Annotated in this window: 24 protein-coding genes; 11 read left to right on the top strand and 13 right to left on the bottom strand. The window is 47.6% G+C overall.

The genetic code is table 11. From position 1 onward, the window contains the following. Positions 1-29: 29 nt before the first annotated feature. Positions 30-614, bottom strand: coding sequence for a TetR/AcrR family transcriptional regulator (locus AC1RRX_RS03755; RefSeq protein ID WP_012117186.1), 585 nt, complete (start codon positions 612-614; stop codon positions 30-32). A gap of 108 nt (positions 615-722) precedes the next feature. On the opposite strand from AC1RRX_RS03755, the gene AC1RRX_RS03760 reads away from it, so the two are divergent. Beyond that, positions 723-1,274 (top strand): hypothetical protein, encoded by a 552-nt coding sequence (locus AC1RRX_RS03760; protein ID WP_032871085.1) that lies wholly within the window; start codon positions 723-725, stop codon positions 1,272-1,274. 38 nt (positions 1,275-1,312) lie between these two features. Here AC1RRX_RS03760 and AC1RRX_RS03765 read toward each other — a convergent pair whose 3' ends face one another. Further along, a complete protein-coding gene (locus AC1RRX_RS03765; protein ID WP_007409250.1) occupies positions 1,313-1,813 on the bottom strand; it encodes a universal stress protein in 501 nt (166 codons plus the stop codon). Between the two features lie 421 nt (positions 1,814-2,234). On the opposite strand from AC1RRX_RS03765, the gene bmrC reads away from it, so the two are divergent. Both bmrC and bmrD read left to right on the top strand, forming a co-directional pair. Further along, positions 2,235-3,992 (top strand): multidrug ABC transporter ATP-binding protein BmrC, encoded by a 1,758-nt coding sequence (gene bmrC, locus AC1RRX_RS03770; protein ID WP_144464096.1) that lies wholly within the window; start codon positions 2,235-2,237, stop codon positions 3,990-3,992. After that, positions 3,989-6,010: a multidrug resistance ABC transporter ATP-binding protein/permease BmrD gene (gene bmrD, locus AC1RRX_RS03775; protein WP_144464094.1), complete on the top strand. Its 2,022-nt coding sequence runs from the start codon at positions 3,989-3,991 to the stop codon at positions 6,008-6,010. The genes bmrC and bmrD overlap by 4 nt, the downstream gene beginning before the upstream one ends. A gap of 39 nt (positions 6,011-6,049) precedes the next feature. Here the strand turns inward: bmrD and AC1RRX_RS03780 are convergent, their stop codons facing one another. From AC1RRX_RS03780 to AC1RRX_RS03805, 6 genes are all read right to left on the bottom strand, one after another. After that, positions 6,050-6,670 carry an NAD(P)-dependent oxidoreductase gene (locus AC1RRX_RS03780; protein ID WP_039252156.1) on the bottom strand — a complete coding sequence of 207 codons (621 nt, stop codon included), beginning with the start codon at positions 6,668-6,670 and terminating at the stop codon, positions 6,050-6,052. A gap of 28 nt (positions 6,671-6,698) precedes the next feature. After that, on the bottom strand, positions 6,699-6,824 hold the full coding sequence (locus tag AC1RRX_RS03785; RefSeq protein WP_007409245.1) for a hypothetical protein: 126 nt from the start codon (positions 6,822-6,824) through the stop codon (positions 6,699-6,701). Between the two features lie 101 nt (positions 6,825-6,925). Next, positions 6,926-7,132, bottom strand: a complete 207-nt coding sequence (locus tag AC1RRX_RS03790; protein ID WP_007409244.1) for an alpha/beta-type small acid-soluble spore protein — start codon at positions 7,130-7,132, stop codon at positions 6,926-6,928. Positions 7,133-7,356: 224 nt separating this feature from the next. Continuing rightward, on the bottom strand, positions 7,357-7,572 hold the full coding sequence (locus AC1RRX_RS03795; protein WP_012117190.1) for a YheE family protein: 216 nt from the start codon (positions 7,570-7,572) through the stop codon (positions 7,357-7,359). An 82-nt stretch (positions 7,573-7,654) separates the two neighbouring features. Further along, positions 7,655-9,013, bottom strand: a complete 1,359-nt coding sequence (locus tag AC1RRX_RS03800) for a YheC/YheD family endospore coat-associated protein (protein WP_007409242.1) — start codon at positions 9,011-9,013, stop codon at positions 7,655-7,657. Continuing rightward, positions 9,003-10,094: a YheC/YheD family endospore coat-associated protein gene (locus tag AC1RRX_RS03805; protein ID WP_012117192.1), complete on the bottom strand. Its 1,092-nt coding sequence runs from the start codon at positions 10,092-10,094 to the stop codon at positions 9,003-9,005. Before AC1RRX_RS03805 ends, AC1RRX_RS03800 begins: the two co-directional genes overlap by 11 nt. 237 nt (positions 10,095-10,331) lie before the next feature. Between AC1RRX_RS03805 and AC1RRX_RS03810 the strand changes: the two genes are divergently transcribed. Beyond that, positions 10,332-11,465, top strand: a complete 1,134-nt coding sequence (locus AC1RRX_RS03810) for a DUF445 domain-containing protein (protein ID WP_007409240.1) — start codon at positions 10,332-10,334, stop codon at positions 11,463-11,465. Between the two features lie 85 nt (positions 11,466-11,550). Then, the gene (locus tag AC1RRX_RS03815) at positions 11,551-11,901 is read left to right on the top strand and encodes a YlbF/YmcA family competence regulator (protein WP_007409239.1); all 351 of its coding nucleotides are present in this window, start codon (positions 11,551-11,553) and stop codon (positions 11,899-11,901) included. A 39-nt stretch (positions 11,902-11,940) separates the two neighbouring features. On the opposite strand, the gene AC1RRX_RS03820 is transcribed toward AC1RRX_RS03815, so the two are convergent. After that, positions 11,941-13,014, bottom strand: a complete 1,074-nt coding sequence (locus AC1RRX_RS03820; protein WP_492870894.1) for a DNA alkylation repair protein — start codon at positions 13,012-13,014, stop codon at positions 11,941-11,943. Positions 13,015-13,463: 449 nt separating this feature from the next. On the opposite strand from AC1RRX_RS03820, the gene AC1RRX_RS03825 reads away from it, so the two are divergent. The 3 genes from AC1RRX_RS03825 to AC1RRX_RS03835 all read left to right on the top strand — a co-directional run bounded on the left by AC1RRX_RS03825 (position 13,464) and on the right by AC1RRX_RS03835 (position 17,337). Next, entirely contained in the window at positions 13,464-14,330 is an 867-nt protein-coding gene (locus AC1RRX_RS03825; protein WP_012117197.1) for a Cof-type HAD-IIB family hydrolase, read from the top strand. A 112-nt stretch (positions 14,331-14,442) separates the two neighbouring features. Next, the gene (locus tag AC1RRX_RS03830; RefSeq protein WP_007409236.1) at positions 14,443-15,945 is read left to right on the top strand and encodes a coproporphyrinogen III oxidase; all 1,503 of its coding nucleotides are present in this window, start codon (positions 14,443-14,445) and stop codon (positions 15,943-15,945) included. Between the two features lie 102 nt (positions 15,946-16,047). Next, positions 16,048-17,337, top strand: coding sequence for a lysine N(6)-hydroxylase/L-ornithine N(5)-oxygenase family protein (locus AC1RRX_RS03835; RefSeq protein WP_144464092.1), 1,290 nt, complete (start codon positions 16,048-16,050; stop codon positions 17,335-17,337). A 24-nt stretch (positions 17,338-17,361) separates the two neighbouring features. On the opposite strand, the gene AC1RRX_RS03840 is transcribed toward AC1RRX_RS03835, so the two are convergent. The 3 genes from AC1RRX_RS03840 to AC1RRX_RS03850 are packed head-to-tail and all read right to left on the bottom strand — an operon-like array spanning position 17,362 to position 19,464. Next, on the bottom strand, positions 17,362-18,576 hold the full coding sequence (locus AC1RRX_RS03840; protein ID WP_003155266.1) for a cation:proton antiporter: 1,215 nt from the start codon (positions 18,574-18,576) through the stop codon (positions 17,362-17,364). Positions 18,577-18,583: 7 nt separating this feature from the next. Further along, positions 18,584-19,081, bottom strand: coding sequence for a cation:proton antiporter regulatory subunit (locus AC1RRX_RS03845; protein WP_144464090.1), 498 nt, complete (start codon positions 19,079-19,081; stop codon positions 18,584-18,586). Between the two features lie 53 nt (positions 19,082-19,134). After that, positions 19,135-19,464, bottom strand: a complete 330-nt coding sequence (locus AC1RRX_RS03850; protein ID WP_144464088.1) for a hypothetical protein — start codon at positions 19,462-19,464, stop codon at positions 19,135-19,137. Positions 19,465-19,646: 182 nt separating this feature from the next. Between AC1RRX_RS03850 and AC1RRX_RS03855 the strand changes: the two genes are divergently transcribed. After that, complete coding sequence (locus tag AC1RRX_RS03855) at positions 19,647-20,414, top strand: enoyl-CoA hydratase (protein ID WP_007409232.1); 768 nt, start codon at positions 19,647-19,649, stop codon at positions 20,412-20,414. 24 nt (positions 20,415-20,438) lie between these two features. Here the strand turns inward: AC1RRX_RS03855 and AC1RRX_RS03860 are convergent, their stop codons facing one another. Then, positions 20,439-20,624, bottom strand: coding sequence for a YhzD family protein (locus AC1RRX_RS03860; RefSeq protein WP_015239502.1), 186 nt, complete (start codon positions 20,622-20,624; stop codon positions 20,439-20,441). Between the two features lie 105 nt (positions 20,625-20,729). On the opposite strand from AC1RRX_RS03860, the gene AC1RRX_RS03865 reads away from it, so the two are divergent. Next, the gene (locus AC1RRX_RS03865) at positions 20,730-21,626 is read left to right on the top strand and encodes an ABC transporter ATP-binding protein (protein ID WP_094032912.1); all 897 of its coding nucleotides are present in this window, start codon (positions 20,730-20,732) and stop codon (positions 21,624-21,626) included. After that, the gene (locus AC1RRX_RS03870; protein WP_014304724.1) at positions 21,619-22,878 is read left to right on the top strand and encodes an ABC transporter permease; all 1,260 of its coding nucleotides are present in this window, start codon (positions 21,619-21,621) and stop codon (positions 22,876-22,878) included. Before AC1RRX_RS03865 ends, AC1RRX_RS03870 begins: the two co-directional genes overlap by 8 nt. Positions 22,879-22,900 lie beyond the last annotated feature (22 nt).

Genomic DNA, 22,900 nt, shown 5'->3' on the forward strand with positions numbered 1-22,900 from the left:
CCGGAACACATCCGGCCTTTTTACTTCAGTCAGATAAAAAGAGATTCGATATGCTGAACGAGCACACGGGAGATCTTCTCTTTTGAAAGACGCTCAGGTTCAAGCATGGCATGCAGCGCCAATCCGTCGGCGATGGCGTACATTTTCTCCGCTTCGATCTCTTTATCAAGATTCGGTTTCAGAAGCTTATTTTCATCCAGCCAGTCAATCAGACCGCGGATATATGCCAAGATCCCGTCCTGCTGGGGTTGAAACTCTTCTCCCTTATGTCTGGCATAAGCTGTGAAAGCGAACCATACCTCCATTTCAGCCATCGTTTCTTCATCTGTCGGGATGATTTCAAGCATCAGACGCACCGCTTTTTCTTTCGGCGGCAGATCTTTCATGGCAACTTCGTTAATTCTGGCGGCCGCTTTTTCTTTTACGAGTGTCATCGCATACCCTAAAAGCTCATCCTGGGTGGTGAAATAGTGCCTCAGCGCGCCTAAAGAAAGACCCGCTTCCTGGGCGATGTTTCTCACTGTCGCTCCTTCCATTCCCCGCTCCAAAATCGTCCGCCAAGTGGCTTCGGCTATTTGTTTTCTTCTTTTTTCATGATCGATTATTTTAGGCATGGTTCCAGTGTAACAGGAAATATTTTTTCTTGCAATTTTGTAATACAGTTGTATTAAATAAAAAGCAGTGATACAATGCATTTTAGAAAACGATAAGGGGGAACCGGATTGAACGCGATTGCTTGGTTGATTGTCATTTGTGAGGCTGCTTTTTGGGCGGCTGTCATCTTCGGATTGGCGGCGCGCTATATATTCAGGCGGCAAAAGCTCGGAATGTTTTTTTTCGCTCTCATTCCTTTATTGGATGCCGTACTGTTTCTGGCGGCCGCAGCTGATTTATACAGAGGGGCGGCGGCGACTATGGCGCATGCGGTGGCGGCCATTTATATCGGAGTGTCTGTCGCCTTCGGGAAAAGCATGATTCAATGGGCGGATGAGCGGTTCCGCTATTATGTGGTCAAGGAAGGGGCAAGACCGGTCAAGCGGTACGGGCTGGATTATGCCAAACATTATGCAAAAGGGTGGGGGAGACATGTATTAGCGTTTGCCATCGGCGGCGTTCTTTTAGCCGGAACGGTATTTCTCATTCAGGACGCTTCCCGCACCGAAGCGCTCAGCAAGCTGTTAAAGGGCTGGTCTGTCGTATTGTGCATCGATTTTTTGATCATGGCGAGTTTTTTTGTGATGCCGAAAAAAAGAAGAAACAGCCGGGAGCTGTAAAAAAAGCAGCTTTTGATTAAGCTGCTTTACAGAAAGAATTATTTTACGATCAGCACGGGAATATCGGATTTCGATGACAGTTTTTCACTGACGCTTCCGAATAAAAGTTTTTTCAGCCTGTTCTGGTCCCGGCTCCCCATGACGATCAAATCCGCCGATATACGGTCGGCATGCTCGATAATGGCATCAGCGGGATCACCTTCTAAAATGTCGATATCCCCGTCAATCTGGCTGTCGTTCATCAGCATTCTCGCTTCCGCAACGATTTCTTCCGTACGGTCTTCATAAATCATCGGATCAGGGGAGATTCTTTCCGCCTGGAGCGGGTCAGGAACGCTTGCAATCCCGCCGCCGATATACGTTGCCCCGGCTCCCGGCCTCGGGGGATCAACAATCGTCCGGGTATCTTTTGCATTGTGGGAATGTACGACCGTTAAATCCGCGTGAAATGTTTTTGAAAGGTCTATGGCTTTTTGGAGCGCTTTTTTACTATCATCACTTCCGTCAAAAGCTGCTATCAACCGGTCCGCATGAAACATCGGCCTCATCCTTTCAGTAAAAAAGGTTTGTTTTACAATACCCGAATGGCAGAAATGTAAAACCTGCATTGACAAAAAAAGGATTTGTTTATATGATGAAGGAACAATATAGGGAAAAAGGAGGTATGGATCATGTCAAAACTAAAGCTTGTCAACTCATTTTCAGCTGAATACCGGCGTGACTCCCATACAGCTTCCGTTTTCTGAACATTTGCTTAAAAACGGGGCAGTCGCGCATAAACGGCGGGTCTGTACCTTATTTATAATAATAAGAGGCATGGAGCTGAGGCTTCATGTCTTTTTTTATACAAAAAAATGAAAGAAAGACAGGTGTGATGCATGTGGCGGTATTAGCGAAAACAATGAAAAACAATCCGGAAAAGCTTGAGGGCGGCTGATTGATGAAAGGGGATGACGGTATTTGTTTACTGTATTAAAAAAGCTCGCATGGTTTTTTAAAGCCTATTGGCTGCGCTATACGACAGCGATTGTTCTGTTATTGATTGTGAATGTCATTGAAATGTTTCCGCCTAAACTTCTCGGTAACGCGATAGACGATATGAAGGCGGGCGTGTTTACAAAAAGCGGGATGCTGTTTTACATATGTGTTTTTCTCGCATTAACGGCAGCCGTCTATTTACTGTCTTATTTTTGGATGTATCAGCTTTTCGGCGGGGCGAATGTCATGGAGAAGATTCTCCGTTCAAAGCTGATGGAAAGGCTTCTTCAAATGTCACCGCCGTTTTACGAGAAATACAGAACGGGCGATTTAATGGCGCGGGGGACAAATGACTTACAGGCCGTCAGTATGACGACGGGCTTCGGGGTCTTAACGCTCGTTGATTCGACGATGTATATGCTGACGATATTTTTGACAATGGGGCTTCTCATCAGCTGGAAGCTGACATTTGCCGCGATTATTCCGCTGCCGATAATGGCGGCTGCGGTCAGCCTGTACGGAAAAAAGATCCATGAGCGGTTTACGGAAGCGCAGGATGCTTTCGGATCATTAAATGACAAGGTGCTGGAGTCGGTATCCGGCGTCCGGGTCATCCGGGCTTTCGTGCAGGAAAAAAATGATGTCAGCCGGTTCGGTGATATGACGGCGGATGTATATGAGAAAAACATGAAGGTGGCGTTTATCGATTCACTTTTTGAACCGACTGTAAAACTTCTCGTCGGCCTCAGCTATCTCATCGGTCTCGGCTACGGCGCTTATCTCGTTTTTCAAAACCGGCTGACGCTGGGAGAGCTGGTATCGTTTAACGTGTACCTCGGAATGATGATCTGGCCGATGTTTGCGATCGGAGAATTAATCAATATCATGCAGCGCGGAAATGCCTCCTTGGATCGTGTCAATGAGACGCTTTCCTATGAGCCAGACGTGACAGGACCCAAGCACCCCGCCGGCATCAAGGAGCCCGGGCGTCTTGTTTTTGAACAAGTGACTTTCACGTATCCGAGCGGAGCGGGACCGGCGGTTTCTGATGTATCTTTTTCCGTAGAAAAAGGGCAGACGCTCGGCATCGTCGGGAAGACGGGAAGCGGAAAGACGACGATCATTAAGCAGCTGTTGCGTGAATATCCGCCCGGTGCGGGAGCAATCACGTTTACAGGCGTTCCGATTCAGGAGATTCCGCTTGAGGAGCTCCGCGGGTGGATCGGCTATGTGCCGCAGGATCATTTTTTATTTTCAAAGACTGTAAAAGAGAATCTGCTTTACGGCCGGCAGGATGCAAACGAAGAGGAAATCGGCAGCGCGCTGAAAGATGCGCATTTTGAAAACGATATCGGCATGCTTTCCGACGGGCTTGAGACGCTTGTCGGCGAGAAGGGCGTAGCGCTCTCTGGCGGACAAAAGCAGCGCATCTCAATTGCGAGAGCGCTTTTGACCGATCCTGACATTCTCATATTAGATGATTCGCTTTCTGCCGTAGACGCGAAAACGGAAGCCGCCATCATTGACAGCATCCGTGAAAAACGGCGGCATAAAACAACGATTATCACCACCCACCGGCTCTCGGCAGTTGAACACGCAGATCTCATTCTCGTCATGGATGAAGGCCGGGTGTCTGAAAGAGGCACGCATCGGGAGCTATTGGCGCAGAACGGCTGGTATCGAAAACAATATGAGAGGCAGCAGCTGTCCTCTCTTGAAGAAGGGGGGACGGGCGCATGAAGACCGGGAGAAGATTATGGAATTACGCGCTTCAATATAAGAAGCTGCTGATATGGGCGGTCGTCCTGCTCATTATTGCGGTCGGCACTGAGCTGACCGGCCCGTTTATCGGAAAAAAAATGATTGACGACCATATTCTCGGCATTGAAAAAACATGGGTTAAAGCCTCTAGGGACGATCCGGGCGCCGTCAGGTTCCGGGGGCATGATTATGTCAGGGAGGACCGGCTCAAACCGGGGGCGGACAAAACCGGAGAGGCGCACATTTATCAAGTCGGTGCGGGCTACTATTTTGTTGACCGTCTCGTCAGTTTTGACGGAAACCGTTCGGTGTCTGACGGCCGGCTGACAATATCAAACGGTAAAGAAAGCAGGTCATATCCCGCCATTACGTTATCAAGACAGGAGATTTTTCAATTTTACCGTCCCGAAATAAAAGGATTGCTGACGCTGACCGCCATTTACGCGGGACTGCTCATGTTTTCCGTATGTTTTCATTACGGTCAGCATTATCTGCTGCAGATGGGAGCGAACCGGATCATACAGCGCATGAGGCAGGATGTATTTTCACACATTCAGAAAATGCCGATCCGCTACTTTGATAATCTGCCTGCCGGAAAAGTCGTGGCCCGCATTACGAATGACACAGAAGCGGTCAGGGATTTATATGTAACGGTGCTGTCGACATTTATCACAAGCGGCGTTTATATGCTCGGCATTTTTACGGCGCTGTTTATGCTTGACGTCAGGCTGGCCGCCGTTTGCCTGCTGATTATTCCGATTTTAATGATCTGGTCGGTTGTGTACCGCAAATACGCATCCGTCTTCAACCAAAAAATCCGTTCCATTAACAGTAACATCAATGCGAAAATGAACGAGTCCATTCAAGGAATGCCGATTATTCAGGCGTTCCGCCGCGAAAAGGAAACGATGAAGGAATTTGAAGAATTGAATGAAGCTCATTTTCGCTATAAGAACAAAATGCTGTCCTTAAATTCCCTCATGTCCCACAGTCTTGTCAATGTGTTGCGCAATCTGGCGTTTGTCGGGCTGATCTGGTATTTCGGAGGCGCGAGTCTGAGTGCGGCCGGAATTGTTTCGATCGGTGTTTTATATGCATTTGTTGATTATTTAAACCGTTTGTTCCAGCCGGTTACGGGGATTGTCAACCAATTTTCGAAGCTTGAATTGGCCCGTGTCTCTGCCGCCAGGGTATTCGAGCTTTTACAGGAGGAGGAAACGGAAGAAGAAGGCGCTCCCGCAGACAGAAAGGCGGAAGGGACAGTGGAATTCCGCGATGTTTCTTTTGGGTATCGAAAGGGAGAAGAGGTGCTGAAACAGATCAGCTTTACAGCTGAAAAAGGGGAGACGGTCGCCCTCGTCGGCCATACGGGGTCCGGCAAAAGCTCCATCCTGAATCTTCTGTTCCGTTTTTATGATGCCCAAAAAGGAGATATCCTGCTGGACGATAAAAGCATATACGGCATGTCGAGGCAGGAGCTGAGGTCGCATATGGGCATTGTGCTGCAAGACCCGTATCTTTTCTCGGGCACGATCGGCTCCAATGTGACACTCGATGATCAGCGTATTTCTTTGGAGCAGGCGGAAGAAGCGCTTCGCCAAGTCGGCGCCGCAAGTCTTCTGCAATCTTTGCCGAAGGGCATCAGAGAGCCCGTCACCGAAAAAGGCGGCACACTGTCCTCAGGCCAGCGTCAGCTGATTTCTTTTGCAAGAGCGCTTGTGTTCGATCCGGCCATTTTAATTTTGGATGAGGCGACGGCGCACATTGACACCGAAACAGAAGCAGTCATTCAAAAAGCGCTGCAAGTCGTTCAAGAAGGGCGCACGACATTTATTATCGCCCATCGGCTTTCCACGATCAGACACGCAGACCAGATTCTCGTGCTGGAAAAGGGCCGCATTATTGAAAAGGGAAGCCATGACGAATTAATGGCGCAAAAGGGGCAGTACCACCAAATGTATGAATTGCAGAAAGGAACGGCGAAGTCCGCGGTGTAATCGGAAAGGGTGAATCTAAAGATTCGCCCTTTTTTTCATTCAGTAAGCCAGTCCCACCCGTTTTCTGACAAACTGCGGGCTGATCAGCTCACGGTACAGAAAGTGCGCCGTGTCTCCAACGGTGATTTCAGCGCCGTCTTCAGGAAGGCGATCCTGTTCGAACCGGTAAACTCCGGCAGCGTCTCCGTCAGGAAGGTAGGTGGGACAGATGATCGTCCAGTCAAGATCCTCTGCCAGCAGCATTTCGTATACGCGGGCGTGTTCCTTTGCGGCTCTTGTTGATTTTCGTTTTGATTCTGCCGATTCAAAACGGTATTGATCAGGCATAAGCCGTGATTGAAGGATACCCGCGGTGCCGATCGTAATCAGACGATGAACATGATGCCGTTTCATGCTGTCTATTATATGGGTCATAGCGGCTGAAAGGGTATCGTCACCGTCCGTGCCGAGACAGCTCACGACTGTGTCCGCTGTGGAAATCAATCGGCTTACATCTTCCCGCCGCTTCGCATTCCCTGTTATGATTTGTTTTTCAGGAATGGGAAGGACTGTTCCGGCTGATCTGACAAGAGCGAATATCTCCATGTGTCCATGTTTCTGCGCTTCTTTTATAAAAGCCTGTCCGACTCTTCCCGTTGCTCCGAGTAAAGCGATGTTCATGTAAAAAACCTCCTCGCCGCTCATTATATCATTCAAAGCAGCGGGGAAAAGAATACCTGTGAATAAACGGGAAATGGTGGGCAACATATTCATTGACCAAAGAGACACTTACGAACTGAATCAGCTCCCAATTGACTGAGGCAATGAATGACATGTTTTCCCTCCTTTTTTCCTAGGGTATGTGGAATAGGAAAAAAGGGTGACGGCATAAAAGAAGACGCGGTATCCCGCGCCTTCTGTAAGCCATTTATTGAGTTATTGTACGCCTTGGCCGCCCATGTTCTGCTGTGCGAAAGATACTAAACGTTTCGTGATTTCTCCTCCGACAGAACCGTTTGCGCGAGAAGTTGTTTCTCCGCCAAGGTTTACGCCGAACTCAGAAGCAATTTCGTATTTCATTTGGTCGATTGCTTGAGCAGCGCCGGGTACTACTAGGTTGTTTGAAGAGTTGTTGTTTGCCATTTGTATGATCTCCTTTATAAAGTAGTATGGTTGGGTTTGCTGGAATTGCACCAGCCGATGATTTTCGGAACGAAAACCATTGCCAGCTCGGCTTCACCCAATGCTGTTTGCCGCTTTGTACTACGTATTATGGTGAATCAAACGGCATCTCATTCGGAAAACGGTGTGGTAAATAGCGGAAGGAAAAAGAAAAGCCCAGCCTGGTGCGGCTGAGCTTTTAGCTTTCAGTCATATATGTGATAAAGCATTAATTCATGCAGCTCTTTTACGAGAGCCGGCTCTTCTTTTCCCGGATGTGTGTGTCCCCATTCAATGTCTCCGGACTTATGGTAAATCCCTTCGTAATGCGTACCCTGCCAGTAAAATGAAATCCGCCATCCGGGCAGTTTCTCTTTTTTGAATAACGGTTTCCAGCTGAAGTGCGAAATCATGACGTTCACGCTCCTTATGGGAAATGTTGATCTTGTTCATTGTAGCTCATCGTTCAATGCCTGTCCCGGGTAAACCTAAAAAAAGACAGCCTCACCGCCAAAGTTTTTCCGGGGCGGTGATGGACCGTTCTGATAAATACGACGCGTATTCAAAATTTCTCCGTTTTGTCAGGTAATCGACCGATCTCAGCTTCGGATGGGAAAAAATGCTGCGCCCGGGGCGGGAATTGGCTTCAAACATCCAAACTTTCCCTGAATGATCGACGCCGAGGTCAAAACCGATTTCGCCGATAAAACCTTCAATGTGCTCATTTAACACGCGGCTGACCGCCAAGGCGGCTTTTGAAAGTTTCCGCATCATGCCGACTCTCTCTCGCGGATCGCCGTATAATTCAGCTAACGTCCTGACTTCTCCGCCGGTTGCCAGATGCGTCGTGATGCTGTTTTCACCGGAAATTTTTGCCGCAATGGCCGTCACTGTCCATTTCCCCTCGGCGTTTTTATTCGTGTGCACCCTGAAATCGACGGGGCGCCCATCCAGCCGGATCAGATCAATGCCTTGCTGAATTAAAAATGCGGACGGGTCATTGTTTTCTTTAAATGATGTCATGAAGGATGCCGCATCTGAATACTCTGCCGTCACCACCGTTTTTTCCTCATTCGTGTGTTTGACAGATAAGCCGGCATCTGTTTTTTCCACCTTATAAATCCCCGTGCCGAGTGCGCCGTCTGCAGGTTTGATATAGACGGTGCCAAACGTGCTGCATAACGTTTCTAACGCTTCCGCATTCGGGTGCAGGACAGATTTTGGCAGAAGTGAAGCGGTGAGACTGTTTTTTTCCAGAAGCTTATGAATGTCCCATTTATTAAAGAATTGCGGATTAAACCACGGAATCTGATAGTCATTCATCAGCCTTTGTTTTGTCTGCTGTAAAAGCGGAACTTCTTCCGTTTTTCGGCTCGGGAGCCTGTCATATACGACATTCGGAAGCGGGACGGCCGTCCGTTTCCAGCTGTTTTCTTTATAAATCAGCGCTTGGACGGTGCCTTCCTCCCAGTTGATCTGATGGGCCCCGAAAACGAAACAATATCCGTTCGCCTGTTCATGAAGAGAGAGCATCTTGGAAAAGAAGGCTGTACGGTCTCTTAACGGGCGGGACGGCGATGATGTGAACCCGGCTGTGAAAACGCCGATCAGCGGTCCGATGTGCACCGTCTGGCCGTGTATGAGAAAGTCAGCCCGGCTTTTATGCGGTATCAACAGCTCCTCAAACAAATCTTCAGAAAGGAGCGCGCTTTTTTCAAGTGATTGAGAAAAGGCTACACGGCATTTGACAACCTTGGTCCCGAAGGCAGCCGATAAAAGCCCTTCCCGTTTCATGGAGGAGGGGAGAAACAGCGTATTTTTGCTTTTTTTATCGATGCCGACAATCATCCCTTTATGATTCACGCGGTAATACTCCTTTCCGGCTTTCCTGTGACTGAAGTTCGCGGAAGCGTCTCAGCGGACTCGTATACAAATCCTCTTTCGCCTCCGGAGCCACGCTTAAAATAGCTTTCCGTCCCGGCTTTGAGTTGACATCCAAAAGCCAGATGCGTCCGTCTTTGGCATAACAAATATCGAGCCCCAGCTCAAACAGCGGTCCGAACCGTTCATCAAGGAAATAAGGGACGGATTGGGTGATCGAAAAGACATCATCCAATAAAACGGCCTGCTGCTTTCTCGGAATTTCCTCAAACCATGTGTCAAACTTAATCGGTTCTGATCCTCCGGGCAAATGAGATAAAAGACCGTTCTGATAACCCCTTCTGACCGCTTTTCCGACCGTTTCCCAAACGCCTGACTCAGTTTTGCGCATGAAAATGCGGATGTCGCACGGATGCCGCTCTTTATCCTGGATATTTAAGTAGGATTGAAGCAAATAGCGGTGCTGCAGCACTTTTTTGCACCAAGACTTAAAAGACACGTGATTGGAAAATGATTTTGTTTGTTTGTTTTTTCCGATATAGTAAGTGGCCGTAATTGATTTTTTGCCTGTTTCAAGCAGGATGATGCCTCTGCCTCCCGCGCCGAAAGCGGGCTTAAGTATACATGCTTTTTCCTTGGCTAAGTATGATTGCACCTGTTCATAGCGGCTGACTTCGGCCGTTTCAGGAATATAGGGACTGATCAGATGATGCTTTTGGAGCGCATCCGTGACCGTCCATTTATCAGGAAGCCCCCGGCCGATAAATTCCGTTTTCCGATATTTTTTCAGCCATTCGACGATCGGTTTGGCTTTTTGCGCTTCAGCGGATTTTCCGTAAAAACAGCGGTCGTAAATATATTCGGGAATATCGATTTCCGTTTCGTTCCACTTTCCGCTTTGCGGGTGATAGACGAGCGCTTTCACGCGCAAAGAATCCGGAAATATATCAAACGGTGTAAAGCGGGCTAAGCGCACATTATATTGAGGCGCTCTTTCAGCCAATTCCCCGGCGTAATCTTCTTCGTGCCGGCGGGATACAGACATAAAACCGAGTGTTGTCATAATTTTACTCCCCCTTTATTCAAAAAGCCGCTGATGGAACGGCCCTTCCATCCAATAAATATGCTAAGCGCATCATAAAAGATGATCTACTGTAAAGAGTACGAAACAGCATCTTGCCTTATTCCTCACAAACAACAATTCAGGTTCTTCATTTGCCCGCATGCCCGCCAGCCTCTATAATACGAATAGATATATCATCAAGAAAATAGAACATAAGATGGAGGCAGAAGAAAAGGAATGGGCATAGCAGGAACGTTTCTATTTATGATTGTGATCGGAGCCGCGATCGGCGCGGTGACGAATCATCTTGCCATTCAGATGTTATTTCGTCCGTACCGGCCGTATTACCTGTTCGGAAAACGGGTTCCGTTTACGCCGGGGCTGATCCCGAAAAGGCGGGATGAATTGGCAAAACAAATGGGGCTCATGGTGACGAACCACCTTTTAACCCCGGAAGGAATAAAAAAGCGGCTTTTATCAGATACCGTTAAAAACCAGGCGCTTCTTTTCGCCGAACAATTCACGCAAAAAATGGCCGCTTCCGAGATGACGGTGCACGAAGCTTTGGCCGCCGCGGGCATCCGGAATCCGCAGGAAAAGACGGATGCCTGGATTGACCGTTTTACCGATGAAAAGCTTTCGGAACTGTACCGGAAATATGAGCACCGCGCCATAAAAGACTGGCTTCCTGATGAGCTTCAGGAAAAGCTGGATGAAAAAGTCCCGTTGGCCGCAGATTATATTCTGAAGCGGAGCATTGATTATTTTGAGAGCGAAGAAGGGAAAGACAGGCTCGGAAATATGATTGACGACTTTTTGAATTCCCGGGGGATGCTCGGCAGCATGGTGCAGATGTTCCTCGGCAATTCAAGCTTGGCAGACCGTGTGCTGCCTGAGCTGTTAAAGTTTTTGCGCAATGAGGAAACGAAAAAGCTTCTGGCTGATCTGCTTTCTCAAGAATGGGGCAAGCTCAAATCTTATACACTTTATGAAGCCGATGAAAAGTGGAATGCGAAAGATCTGCTGTTCAGCATGAAAAAGCGGGCTTTGGCCGCACTTCAAACCGCGCCCTTTTTCGAATGCCGGCTCGGTGACATCATTTCCCGTTATGAAGGGGAGATTACGGGAACGTACGCGCCGAAGCTGCTTGATGCGGCACTCGGCAGTATTGCCGCTCATTTGAAGGATGTGCTGAAACGGCTGCGTCTTGAGGAAGTGGTCAAAGAGCAGGTTGATCAGTTTCCCGTTGAACGGCTGGAGGAAATGGTGCTGTCGATTTCCAAGAGAGAATTTAAGATGATAACGTATTTAGGCGGTCTGCTCGGCGGGATAATCGGAGCAATTCAGGCTTTGTTTGTCATTCTTTTCTAAGGAAAACATACGCCGATGATGAAAGTCGCTCCGCAGTCTGTTATAGTGGAGTGGTATGTCCGAAAGGAAGAAAGGAGCGGTTACTATGGCAGTTCATTTTTATGATGCAGCATATGATCTTGAAAAAGCTTTGCGAAACAGTGATGAATACAGCCGTCTGAGAGGGCTTTATGATCAAGTAAACGCAGATGAATCCGCAAAACGCATGTTTGATAACTTCCGCAATGTACAGCTGCAGCTGCAGCAGAAACAGATGTCAGGTGAAGAAATCACTCAGGAAGAGGTAGAGCAGGCACAAAAAACGGTGGCTCTCGTACAGCAGCATGAATTGATTTCTCAGCTGATGGAAGCGGAACAGCGCATGAGCATGCTGATCGGCGAGTTAAACAAAATCATTATGAAACCTCTTGAAGAGCTTTACGGCAGCCCGCAATAAGCTCCACACCCCTCCATCTATGAAATGGAGGGGCTTTTTTTATTCAACAGAAAAATCAAGCGAACCTTTTACCGTTCCGTTAATGATGACAGACAGAGTGTGAATTCCCCGATAATGCTTGCGGGTGGTTAAATCTTTAAGGGAATGATGTTTGCTGAAGGCTTTTACGTCTCCGTTATCCATGGCGGACTCCGACATCTTAAACACCTTGCGGCTGCGGTGCCCCCTTTTCTTTACAAAATCAATCGCGTATTCAACCCTGACTTTTTGCCGGGCGGATGAGCGGATCTGAAAAGAAAAATGTATGCTTGTTCCGATGGCGGCCGTTTCCGGATTCAGTGTAAAACGTTCCAATGAAATCCGGGAGGCGTCTTCAAACCCGAAAATCGCAAGCGCCTGTTTGTCTCCTCTTTTTAACAGTGTCCTGCAGGCGTGCTTCAAAATCCAGTCCGTATGCGGACAGCTTCCGAACCGCTCGGCTGCGATCTGTGCCAGAAGATCCGGATGTGTTTTGGAGATGTCATTCAGGTTATTCGCCACGCTTTTTCTGACATATAACGAGTCATCCTGCATCAAGCGGTCCAGAACAGGGAGAATCGGAGAAGGATCTTCAAGAAGAGCCGGAATGGAGATTCCCCATGGCAGGCGCGGTCTTGAGCCTTCGCTGGCAAGCCTTCTGACATGTTCGTCCGGATGCTCCGTCCAGGAAAGGAACTCTTTGAATATCCGCTCCCGGTCAAGCCTGATATACGGGCGGACCGCAAATTCGGAAGTGGAAAAACGAGTGAAATACTGAAGCGCCTTCATTGATTCGTCCCAGTGATCCGTTCCGTACTGTTGGACATAATCAGGAAAAATAATCCCGGCGAGCCCTGAGAAGTGGGGAGCTGTCTCATATAAGACGTCAAGCGCCCGTATGTAATCCTTCGGCAGTGTTTCATATAAAGAGTCTGTGATCCGGCGCATTCGCTGTTTTAACGTCAGTCCGGGCCAATCTTCCTGAAACATCAGCGCCCGGCACTTGTCCCGCTCAAAAGCCGGATACGCCGATTTGATTCTGTTCAGAAGTGCTTCTGCAAATTCTTCGTTATAAATATCTTTTAATAGAGACATGACAGTCACCGCTTTTTTTCTTTTATTATATGGGAATGTATGTTCTCTTTCAACTTTATCATACATTCAGCATAGATATTTCCTCTGATTTTTTTAGTTAAAAAAACCCTTGTTTTTTAACAATATAATTGAGATAATAACTCTGAAAGCGCCTACACTTACAGATGATCTAAGGATACGGTCGCCTATACTGCCTGGTATGATAAGGGGTAGCAACAGAGAGTAAGTGAAACGAGCGCATCAACGGTCAAATAAGGGGTTCCTGATATATTTCGTAAATAGAAATACACATTGGGGAGAAGGCAGCAAATCGATCGTATCCCAACAAAACGACAGTTCAAAGTCTGCTTGAGGCAGGCTTTTTTGCTGCGGAGAAAAGGTTGTTCTAAACATAGAGACAGGGTCATATCCTAATGACAAGTACAGTCATCAAGGAGGGGGACTTCTCTGTGTCAAAACAAATGCTGGCGTTAAATATAGACGGAGCGCTTCTTCGCTCCAACGGCAAACTTCATCAGACGACAAAGGATGCCATCGAATACGTCAAGAAAAAAGGAATTTACGTCACACTGGTCACAAACCGCCATTTTCGCTCCGCTCAAAAAGTGGCGAAAATATTAAAGCTGAATGCGAAATTGATTACCCACAGCGGCGCATACATTTCTGAAAAAATAGATGAGCCGTTTTTTGAAAAGAAAATATCAGAAGATCACACGTTTAATATTGTTCAGGTGCTGGAAAGCTATCCATGCAATATCCGGCTTCTTCACGAAAAATATTCGATCGGAAACAAGAAGAAAGTGAACTCCAATCTGGTCGGGAAAACGATGATTCATCCGTCTGACCCGATTTTTTATCCGGTGCAGTTTGTCGAATCATTAAGTGACCTGCTCCTTGATGAGCCGGTTTCAGCGCCCGTCATTGAAGTGCATGCCGAAGATGGCCTGCAGGCTGATATAACGGATACGATAATGAAAGCATTCCCGGCCGTCGATGTGATCCGCGTCAACGGAGAAAAACTGAACATCGTGCCTAAAGGGGTTTCAAAAGAAAGCGGACTTTCGATGGTCGCCGCTGAACTCGGGCTTTCAATGGAAGAGGTTGTGGCTATCGGCCATCAGGAAGATGATCTGCCGATGATCGAGCTGGCCGGTCTCGGCGTCGCGATGGGGAATGCCTCAAATGAATTAAAAAGAAAAGCGGACTGGGTGACAAGGTCAAATGATGAACAGGGAGTCGCCTATATGATTAAGGAATATTTCCGCATGCAGCACCGCAAAGGCTTTCTCGATAAGTTCCATATGAAACGGCCGTAATCAAGAGCCGCAGACGCGAACCGCCGGTCTGCGGCTTTTTCGCGGATTGATTTTAGCCTGTTCTTTCTGTACACTAAAGAAAGTTTTGAATCTGAAAAATAAGGTGATCACATTGCAAATAAAAATAGACGGCATCACGGATGACAGGCTGCATCGTCCGCTGCAAAACATCGCGAATTTATTTTTTGAAGAGTGTGTTCTTGCGTACGGCGAAACGGAGGAACCCTCTGATCTCGTCATCTCACTTGCCATTTCTCAAGATGCAGACAGCGTGTCGGTATCCGGAGAAATCAAAGGAACCGGCGAAAAGGAACATCACACGAAACCGCTTCTTGCCGGATGGAGCGAAAAAGAAGTATTTAAACAGGTGAAAAACACGCTGTCGTACGTCTACTTAAATCTTCTTCAATCGCATACGGGCATGACACAAAAATGGGGAATCTTAACCGGCATCAGGCCTACTAAACTTCTTCATAAAAAGCTGCAGAGCGGCCTGACAAAAGAAGAGGCGCATGCCGATCTGAAAAAAGATTATTTGATCCATGATGAAAAAATCAATCTGATGCAGGAGATCGTCGACCGCCAGCTCGCTGCGGTTCCCGATCTGTACCGCGTCAAAGATGAAGTCAGCATATATATCGGCATCCCGTTCTGCCCGACGAAATGCGCCTACTGCACGTTTCCGGCTTATGCCATTCAAGGACAGGCGGGAAGAGTCGGCTCCTTTTTATGGGGGCTTCACTATGAAATGCAGAAAATCGGAGAATGGCTGAAGCGGCATGATATCAAAGTGACGACCATTTATTTCGGCGGCGGCACGCCGACAAGCATTACCGCTGAAGAAATGGATCTTTTATATGAAGAAATGGTCCGCTCTTTCCCGGATGTCGCGAATATCAGGGAGATTACCGTTGAAGCGGGCCGACCCGACACGATTACGGAGGAAAAGCTGGCCGTTTTAAATAAGTATAAGATTGACAGAATCAGCATCAACCCGCAATCTTATGAAAACGAAACGCTTAAGGCCATCGGCAGACATCATACAGTTGAAGAAACCATCGAAAAATACCATCTTTCCCGCAAACACGGCATGAACAACATCAACATGGACCTGATCATCGGCCTGCCGGGAGAAGGGACGGCTGAGTTCAGGCACAGTCTTGAGGAAACGGAAAAGCTGATGCCTGAATCTTTGACCGTTCATACGCTTTCTTTTAAACGGGCGTCAGAAATGACGAGAAACAAGCATAAGTATAAAGTTGCCGACAGACAGGAAGTGTCCCGCATGATGGATGACGCCGTCCGCTGGACAAAAGAGCACGGCTATACGCCGTACTACTTGTACCGGCAGAAAAACATTCTCGGAAACCTTGAAAATGTCGGATACTCCTTCCCTGGTCAGGAAAGCATCTACAACATTATGATTATGGAAGAAGTGCAGACGATTATCGGTATCGGCTGCGGCGCGGCAAGCAAATTCATTCATCCGGAAACCGGAAAAATCACGCACTTCGCCAATCCGAAAGATCCGAAATCATATAATGACCGATTCGAGCATTATACAGAAGAGAAAATCAAATACTTAGATGAGATGTTCGTCAAATCTGCATTATAATATCAAAAACGGCACGGAATCAGCGTGCCGTTTTTTTTATGTTTAACCGTCTGTAAAAACGGGAAAAGACTATCAGACTGTTATTCGCAAGAGGTGCATAATATGTATGATGTCATAGGAGCGGGAATCGGGCCGTTTAATTTAGGGCTTGCCGCATTGTTAGAGGATATACCCGGAACAGACGCTCTTTTTTTCGATAAAAAGAAAGAATTTGCGTGGCATCCGGGCCTGTTAATTAAAGGAACGGATTTACAGGTGGCGTTTCTGGCGGACCTGGTCACGCTCGCCGATCCGAAAAGCCGCTACACGTTTTTAAACTTTCTCCATGAACATGACCGGCTGTACCGGTTTTATACGTTTAATGAATTTGATATTCCGAGACGGGAATTTAACGACTATTTGAGCTGGACGGCTTCAGAAATCAAATCATGCCGTTTCGGCTCAGAGGTAATCGGCGTGAAAAATGCCGGCGGACATTATGACGTCAGCGTCAAGAACATTGAGGACGGAAGCATCAGTGTCTATCAAACGAAGCATTTCGTCATGGGGACGGGGTCTGAACCGCTTATTCCCGCAGAGATTGCTGCCGAAGCGCGTCAGGACACGATGGTCAGCACGGAATATTTGTTTCGGAAAGACGAGCTCGCCGGCGCCGAATCAATTACAGTGGTCGGCTCCGGACAGAGCGCCGCGGAGATCTTTTCTGACTTATTGCACGATGAAAAATACCGCCGCAGCCGGCTGCAATGGGTGACACGCTCCGCCGGATTCCGAGAATTAGAAACCGCCAAGCTCGGGCAGGAAATGTTTACACCTGATTATGTGGAATATTTTAACCGCCTGCCTTTTAAAGAACGGCTGAACACACTTCCTGAGCTGGACGGACTGCGCCACGGCATTGATACTGACACACTTGCCGCCATTTACGATGCCCTGTATCACAGATCGATCAGCGGAGGTTCGCCTGACGTGTATATTCAGCCGATGGCGGAGCTTGAAAAAATTGAAAAGCAAAACGGGCGCTGCGTACTGAGCTTTCATCAATGGCAGATGGATGAAACCTTTACGGCCGATTCAGAAAAAGTGATATTGGCGACCGGTTTTAAACCTCATATTCCGGAATGGTTTACGGCAATTGCCCCCGATATCGAATGGGAGGATGAGAAACGGTTTAAAGTGACGGCCGATTCCCGTCTTGTCTTTAAGGACGACAGGCGGCATCATTTTTTCACATTAACGAATCTTGATCATGCTCACGGAACGGGCGCTACGAATTTGAAGCTGTCTGTTTACAGAAATCAAAAAATCATCAATACCATTCTGGGAAAAGAGCATTTCTCCATTAATAAAAAAACGGCTTTTCAGCAATTTCTTCCCGCTCAAAAAAACTGACCCCTTATGAAGAGGTCAGTTTTTTTATGATTTCTGCGGCTTCTTTTCAGGCGTCTTCCATTTGAACACGCTGTTCAACAGGAGATATATCCGCTTCGATTCTTTCGTGAGCAAAGGGCCGAAGATGGCCAGTATCAAAACATATAAGGCGGCGAAAGGTTTAAGTGAAGCGGACAGGCCGCCGGCGATGCCGAGATTTGCGACGATAATGGAGAATTCGCCGCGTGACACAATGGTCAGCCCGATATTAGACGATGCTTTATGAGAAAGCCCCGCCCGGCGCCCGGCGATCATGCCGGCGATAAAGTTTCCGGCAATCGTCAGCAGAACGGCGCCAAGGGCAAGCCATACCGCATCTCCGAGTGAAAACGGATCAATGCTGAGACCGAAGCTGAAGAAAAACATGGCCCCGAAAAAGTCACGGAACGGCACGACAAGATGCTCAATCCTGTCAGAATGGGCCGTCTCCGAAAACACGAGTCCGAGCAAGAGCGCGCCGATCGCTTCAGCGACATGAATCGTTTCGGAAAAGCCGGCAATGAAAAAGAGCGCGGCGAAAATGACGATGACAAATACCTCGTTTGAACGGATATCAAGCAGCTTGTTCAGCAGAGGCGGCAATTTTCGGGCGGCAATGAAAAACAGCAGCATATATCCGAAAGCGATCACGATTGACATCAGCGCGCCTCCGACAGACGTCGCGTCTCCCAGAACAAGCCCGGAAACGACCGATAAGTAAACCGCCAGAAAGATATCCTCAAACATAATGATGCCGAGAATCAGCTCCGTTTCCGGATTGGCCGTGCGCTTTAAGTCGACAAGCACCTTTGCGACAATGGCGCTTGATGATATCGTGATGACGCCCGCCAATACAAGCACTTCCAAAAAGGAAAAGCCCGTGATAAAGCCGTAGATCAGCCCTAAACTGAAATTAATCAGAATATAAATCGTTCCGCCGGCGGCGATTGAACGTCCGGATTTGACTAATTTTCCGACCGAGAATTCAAGCCCGAGGTAAAAGAGGAGGAACAGGACGCCCATCCGTCCGAAAAATTCAATCACTTCCCGGCTTTCGATAAACGTCAGGTCAATGATGCCCGCTTGGGGCGCGTGCGGCCCGACAAGCATTCCTAAAATGATCAGGAAGGGGATGATCGAGAATTTAATTTTATTGGCGATGACACTCGCAATGGCTACAAGAACTAACGCCGTACCGACTTCAAATACGAGATGGTCCATAAACAGATCACACTCCGTCTCTGGAGAGGAAGTCTTGGGTCAGTTTCTTCAGATGCTTTCTTTCACCTGAGAGGACGAGTGTATCGTTTGCTTCAAGGAGCGAATCAGCGCCCGGGTTTAAAAGCTTTTTCTGGTTATGCTTAATGATGGCGATGACCGTCACGTCATAGTTCTGACGCACATCCAGTTCGCCGAGCGTCCGCCCTGCCGCCTTTGCCCCTTTTTCAACTTTAAACCATTCGATAATCAGATCGTTGAACGCCATTTCAATCGATTCAAGCGCCTGCGGTTTGTACACCATCCCGCCGATAATCGCGGCAATCTGTCTTGCTTCCGCATCATCAAGTGAAATGCTTGCCAGAAGCTCATCAGGGTCGCGGTCATCAAATCTGTAAATTTCCCGCCTGCCGTCATCATGAATGATGATCGTCATTTTTTCATGATTTCTCGTTTCGATTTCGAATTTTTTCCCGATACCGGGCAGATCGTTTTCTTTAATATTCATAAAAAATCCCTCCGGAATATACTGTTTTTACACCGTAAATACAGACTTGGCTTTTAGAAATGATCTTGATGCCGGAGGTAATTTGACTGGTATTGTATCGGAATGGCGCATGTCCTTTCCATTGTGGAATCAATGAATTGATCAAGAGGTTTGACAGATAACAGGGAGATCATCCGGGATAACGCACCGTATCCTTTTGACAGGCCTTGCGGAGCGGTTTTGGTGTGAACCGGCGTCTTTGCCGAATCCGTTTCCTGCGGGTAAACCGAAATTTGTACATGGCTGTCTGTTTCTGTCACCAATTGGGAAGGAAGAGCGACATCCGAAGGGGGGAACAGCACCATAAAAAAGCTCAGTAACAAGCTGAGTATCACATATTTCATTATCGGCGTTTTCCCCCTTTTGTTTTGTATATCAATTTCACTATATAAAAATGTATGTTCAGTTTCAAATGATATGCATTTTTCGGTATCTGTTGACCTTGAAAAATAAAGGAATTTCGCTTCGGCGGAAGGAATATATCATTTGAACAAAATATGTAAGCGGATTCAAGGAGGATGTAAACATGCAGTATATTCGCTATGAAGAAAAGGGAAAGATTGCGGAGATTGTGCTGAACCGGCCTGACAGTTACAACGCGCTGAATGAACAAATGCTCCGGGAATTGGAAAACGCATGCGTGATGGCAGCCGACAGTGAGGCGCTTATCGTGCTTTTACGGGGGGAAGGCCGGGGATTTTCCGCGGGCGGTGATATTCAGATGATGACGTCGGATCATGATTCAGGAGAATATGAACGGCTCATGAAAATGATCGAATCCATTACACTGACGCTCTATGATATGAAAAAAATTGTGATAGCCGCCATCCACGGAGCTGCGGCGGGGCTCGGGCTGAGTTTCGCGCTGTGCGCCGATGTGGTGCTCGCTGAAGAAAACGCCCGCCTCGCGATGAATTTCATCGGCATCGGATTGGTTCCCGATGGAGGAGGCCATTATTTATTAATGAGACGCGTCGGTGAGATCGAAGCGAAAAAACTGATTTGGAGCGGTGAAAAATTGCCGGCTGAAAAAGCGGTGCGGCTCAAGCTTGCCGACGGGCTGTTCAGCGGCGGCCCTGCGGAGGGGGCACAACCGTATATCGACCGATTGCTGCATGCGCCGCTGTCAGCGATGATTGAAACGAAGGCTATTTATCAGAGCCTCCATATCAGCCGGTTAAAAGATGTTTTGTCTCTTGAACGAAAGGCCCAGGAAAATATGAGAAAAACGGATGATCATAAAGAGGGCATCCGCGCCTTTTTAGAAAAACGGACGCCGCAATTTAACCGGTAACATACAGAAGCCGGAAAGCTTCTGTTATCTGTGGAATAAAATCAGCTTTCCGGCTTCATTTACCAAGCGATGAGTACTGTTCTCAAGCTTTTTTTCCTTTAACAAAGCCTCTCCGGCGGCCTTCGCCTCCGCCTCATTATCCGCTTCGATCCGTTCATTCAGCAGCGTTTCTCCCGACGCATGGAATGCGGTCAATACATATTGTCCCATCATGTCACCCCCTTTATAGAATGATATTCTGATAAAGAATTTAAAATCCTCCATTAATTTTTACCCATTATTAGTATATAATGGGTCAAGGAAGGAGTTGGATTCGTGCTTACAATTGAAAACGTAACGAAAACATTCGGCAGCTTTACCGCTGTTGACAATTTGAACCTGCAAATACCTGAAAGGGAAATGTTCGGGCTGCTCGGCGCAAACGGCGCGGGAAAAACGACGACCTTTCGGATGATTTTAGGTCTTTTAAGCCTGACTGACGGGCATATCACCTGGAAAGGGCAGCCGGTCAATTATTCCATCAGTGAAAAAATCGGCTATCTCCCGGAAGAGCGGGGGCTGTATCCGAAAGTGAAGGTGAGTGACCAGCTTGTCTATCTGGCGAGATTAAAAGGAATGGGCAAAAAAGAGGCGGAAAAAGAGCTCATGACATGGCTCGAGCGGTTCGGCATTACAGATTACAAGAATAAGAAAGTCGAAGAGCTGTCGAAAGGAAACCAGCAGAAAATCCAGTTCATTTCGGCCGTCCTGCATAAGCCTGAACTGCTGATTCTCGATGAACCTTTCAGCGGTCTTGATCCGGTGAATGTCGAGCTGCTGAAAGAAGCGGTTATTTCTTTGAAAAACAGCGGCGTTTCCATCGTTTTTTCAAGCCACCGAATGGAGCATGTGGAAGAGCTTTGCGAGAATTTGTGCATTCTCCAGAAGGGAAAACCCGTCGTTCAAGGCAATCTGAAAGACATTAAGCGGTCTTTCGGCAAAAAAAATGTCACCGTTCATTCAGATGATGACCTCAGCTTTTTAAAAACGCATGAAGGCGTCGTGAAATGGAAGGAAACAAATGACGGGATCAGACTGCAGGTCGCGAATGAACCGGTTTCTCAGGATATTTTCCAGGCGCTGCAAGGGAAAGGTTTTATACGGAAGTTCGAATTGGAAGAGCCGTCACTGCATGATATTTTTATAGAAAAGGTGGGGGCCGTATATGAATAAATTTTGGATTATGCTGTTTCATACATATAAAAACAAAATCGCGACAAAGTCATTCATTATTTCGACGGCCATTACCGTTTTATTAGTATTAGCGGTGACCAACCTGCAATCGATTATATCCGTGTTTCAATCGGATGACGGCAAGCAGCAAATTGCGGTGATTGATGAAACGGGCGGGCTGTACCCGGCGTTTGCAAAACAGCTTAAAGCGGCGGATACAGACAATGATCTGCAGGCAATGGAGACGAAGGAGTCCGAAAAAGATGCCGTAAAGCGTGTCAAAGACGGTGAATGGGACGGACTGTTTATCATCAGACAAGATCAAAAAGGAACGATAACAGGAGCATACAAGGCGCTGACCATTTCCGATGAATCAGCATATAAACTGCTCAAGCAGGCTTTAACCCAGACAAAAACCGCTGTTGAAACCGCCAAGCTCGGCATTTCGGCAGAAAAAGTCAGCAGCCTCTACACTCCGCCGGAAGTCAGCAAAGACGCGCTGGAAAAAGGGGCGAAATCTGAGGAAGAGCTCGGTCAGGTAATGGGGCTTGTATACATCATGCTGTTTGTCATCTACTTCTCAGTTATCATGTACGCAAGCATGATTGCGATGGAAGTGGCGACGGAAAAATCGTCCCGCGTCATGGAAATTTTAATTTCAAGCATGCCGCCGATTCAGCAGATGTTTGCCAAACTGTTCGGTATCGCGCTCGTGGGGATCACACAGTTTGCGGTGCTGATTGCGGCTGGTTATCTCTCACTGAAGCTGAACCCTCAAAATGATGCGTCGTCGCCGATCAGTGCATTTCTCAATTTTACGGATGTTCCCGTCTCGACGATAGTCTATGCTGTCATTTTCTATTTGCTCGGCTATTTTCTTTACGCGACGCTTGCCGCGTTTCTCGGCAGTGTTGTCAGCCGGATAGAGGACGTACAGCAGACGATTCAGCCGATGGTTTTTTTAGTCGTGGCAGGTTTTATGATCGCCATGTTCGGCATCGGCAATCCTGACGCCGGTTTTATTACCGTTACATCTTACATTCCGTTTTTCACGCCGATGATTATGTTTTTACGCGTCGGGATGCTCGATATCCCGTTTTGGCAGGCTGCGGCCGGAATCGCCCTGACACTGGTCACTATCGTGATCTTTGCAGCGGTCGGCGCGAAAATTTACAAAGGCGGCGTTTTGATTTACGGAAACGCCAGCGGATTCAAAGCGATCAAACAAGCGCTGCGCATCTCCAAAAAATAAGTGAAACAGCCCGGAACAGCCG

Source organism: Bacillus sp. GW821-FHT11D08, from assembly GCF_058808515.1.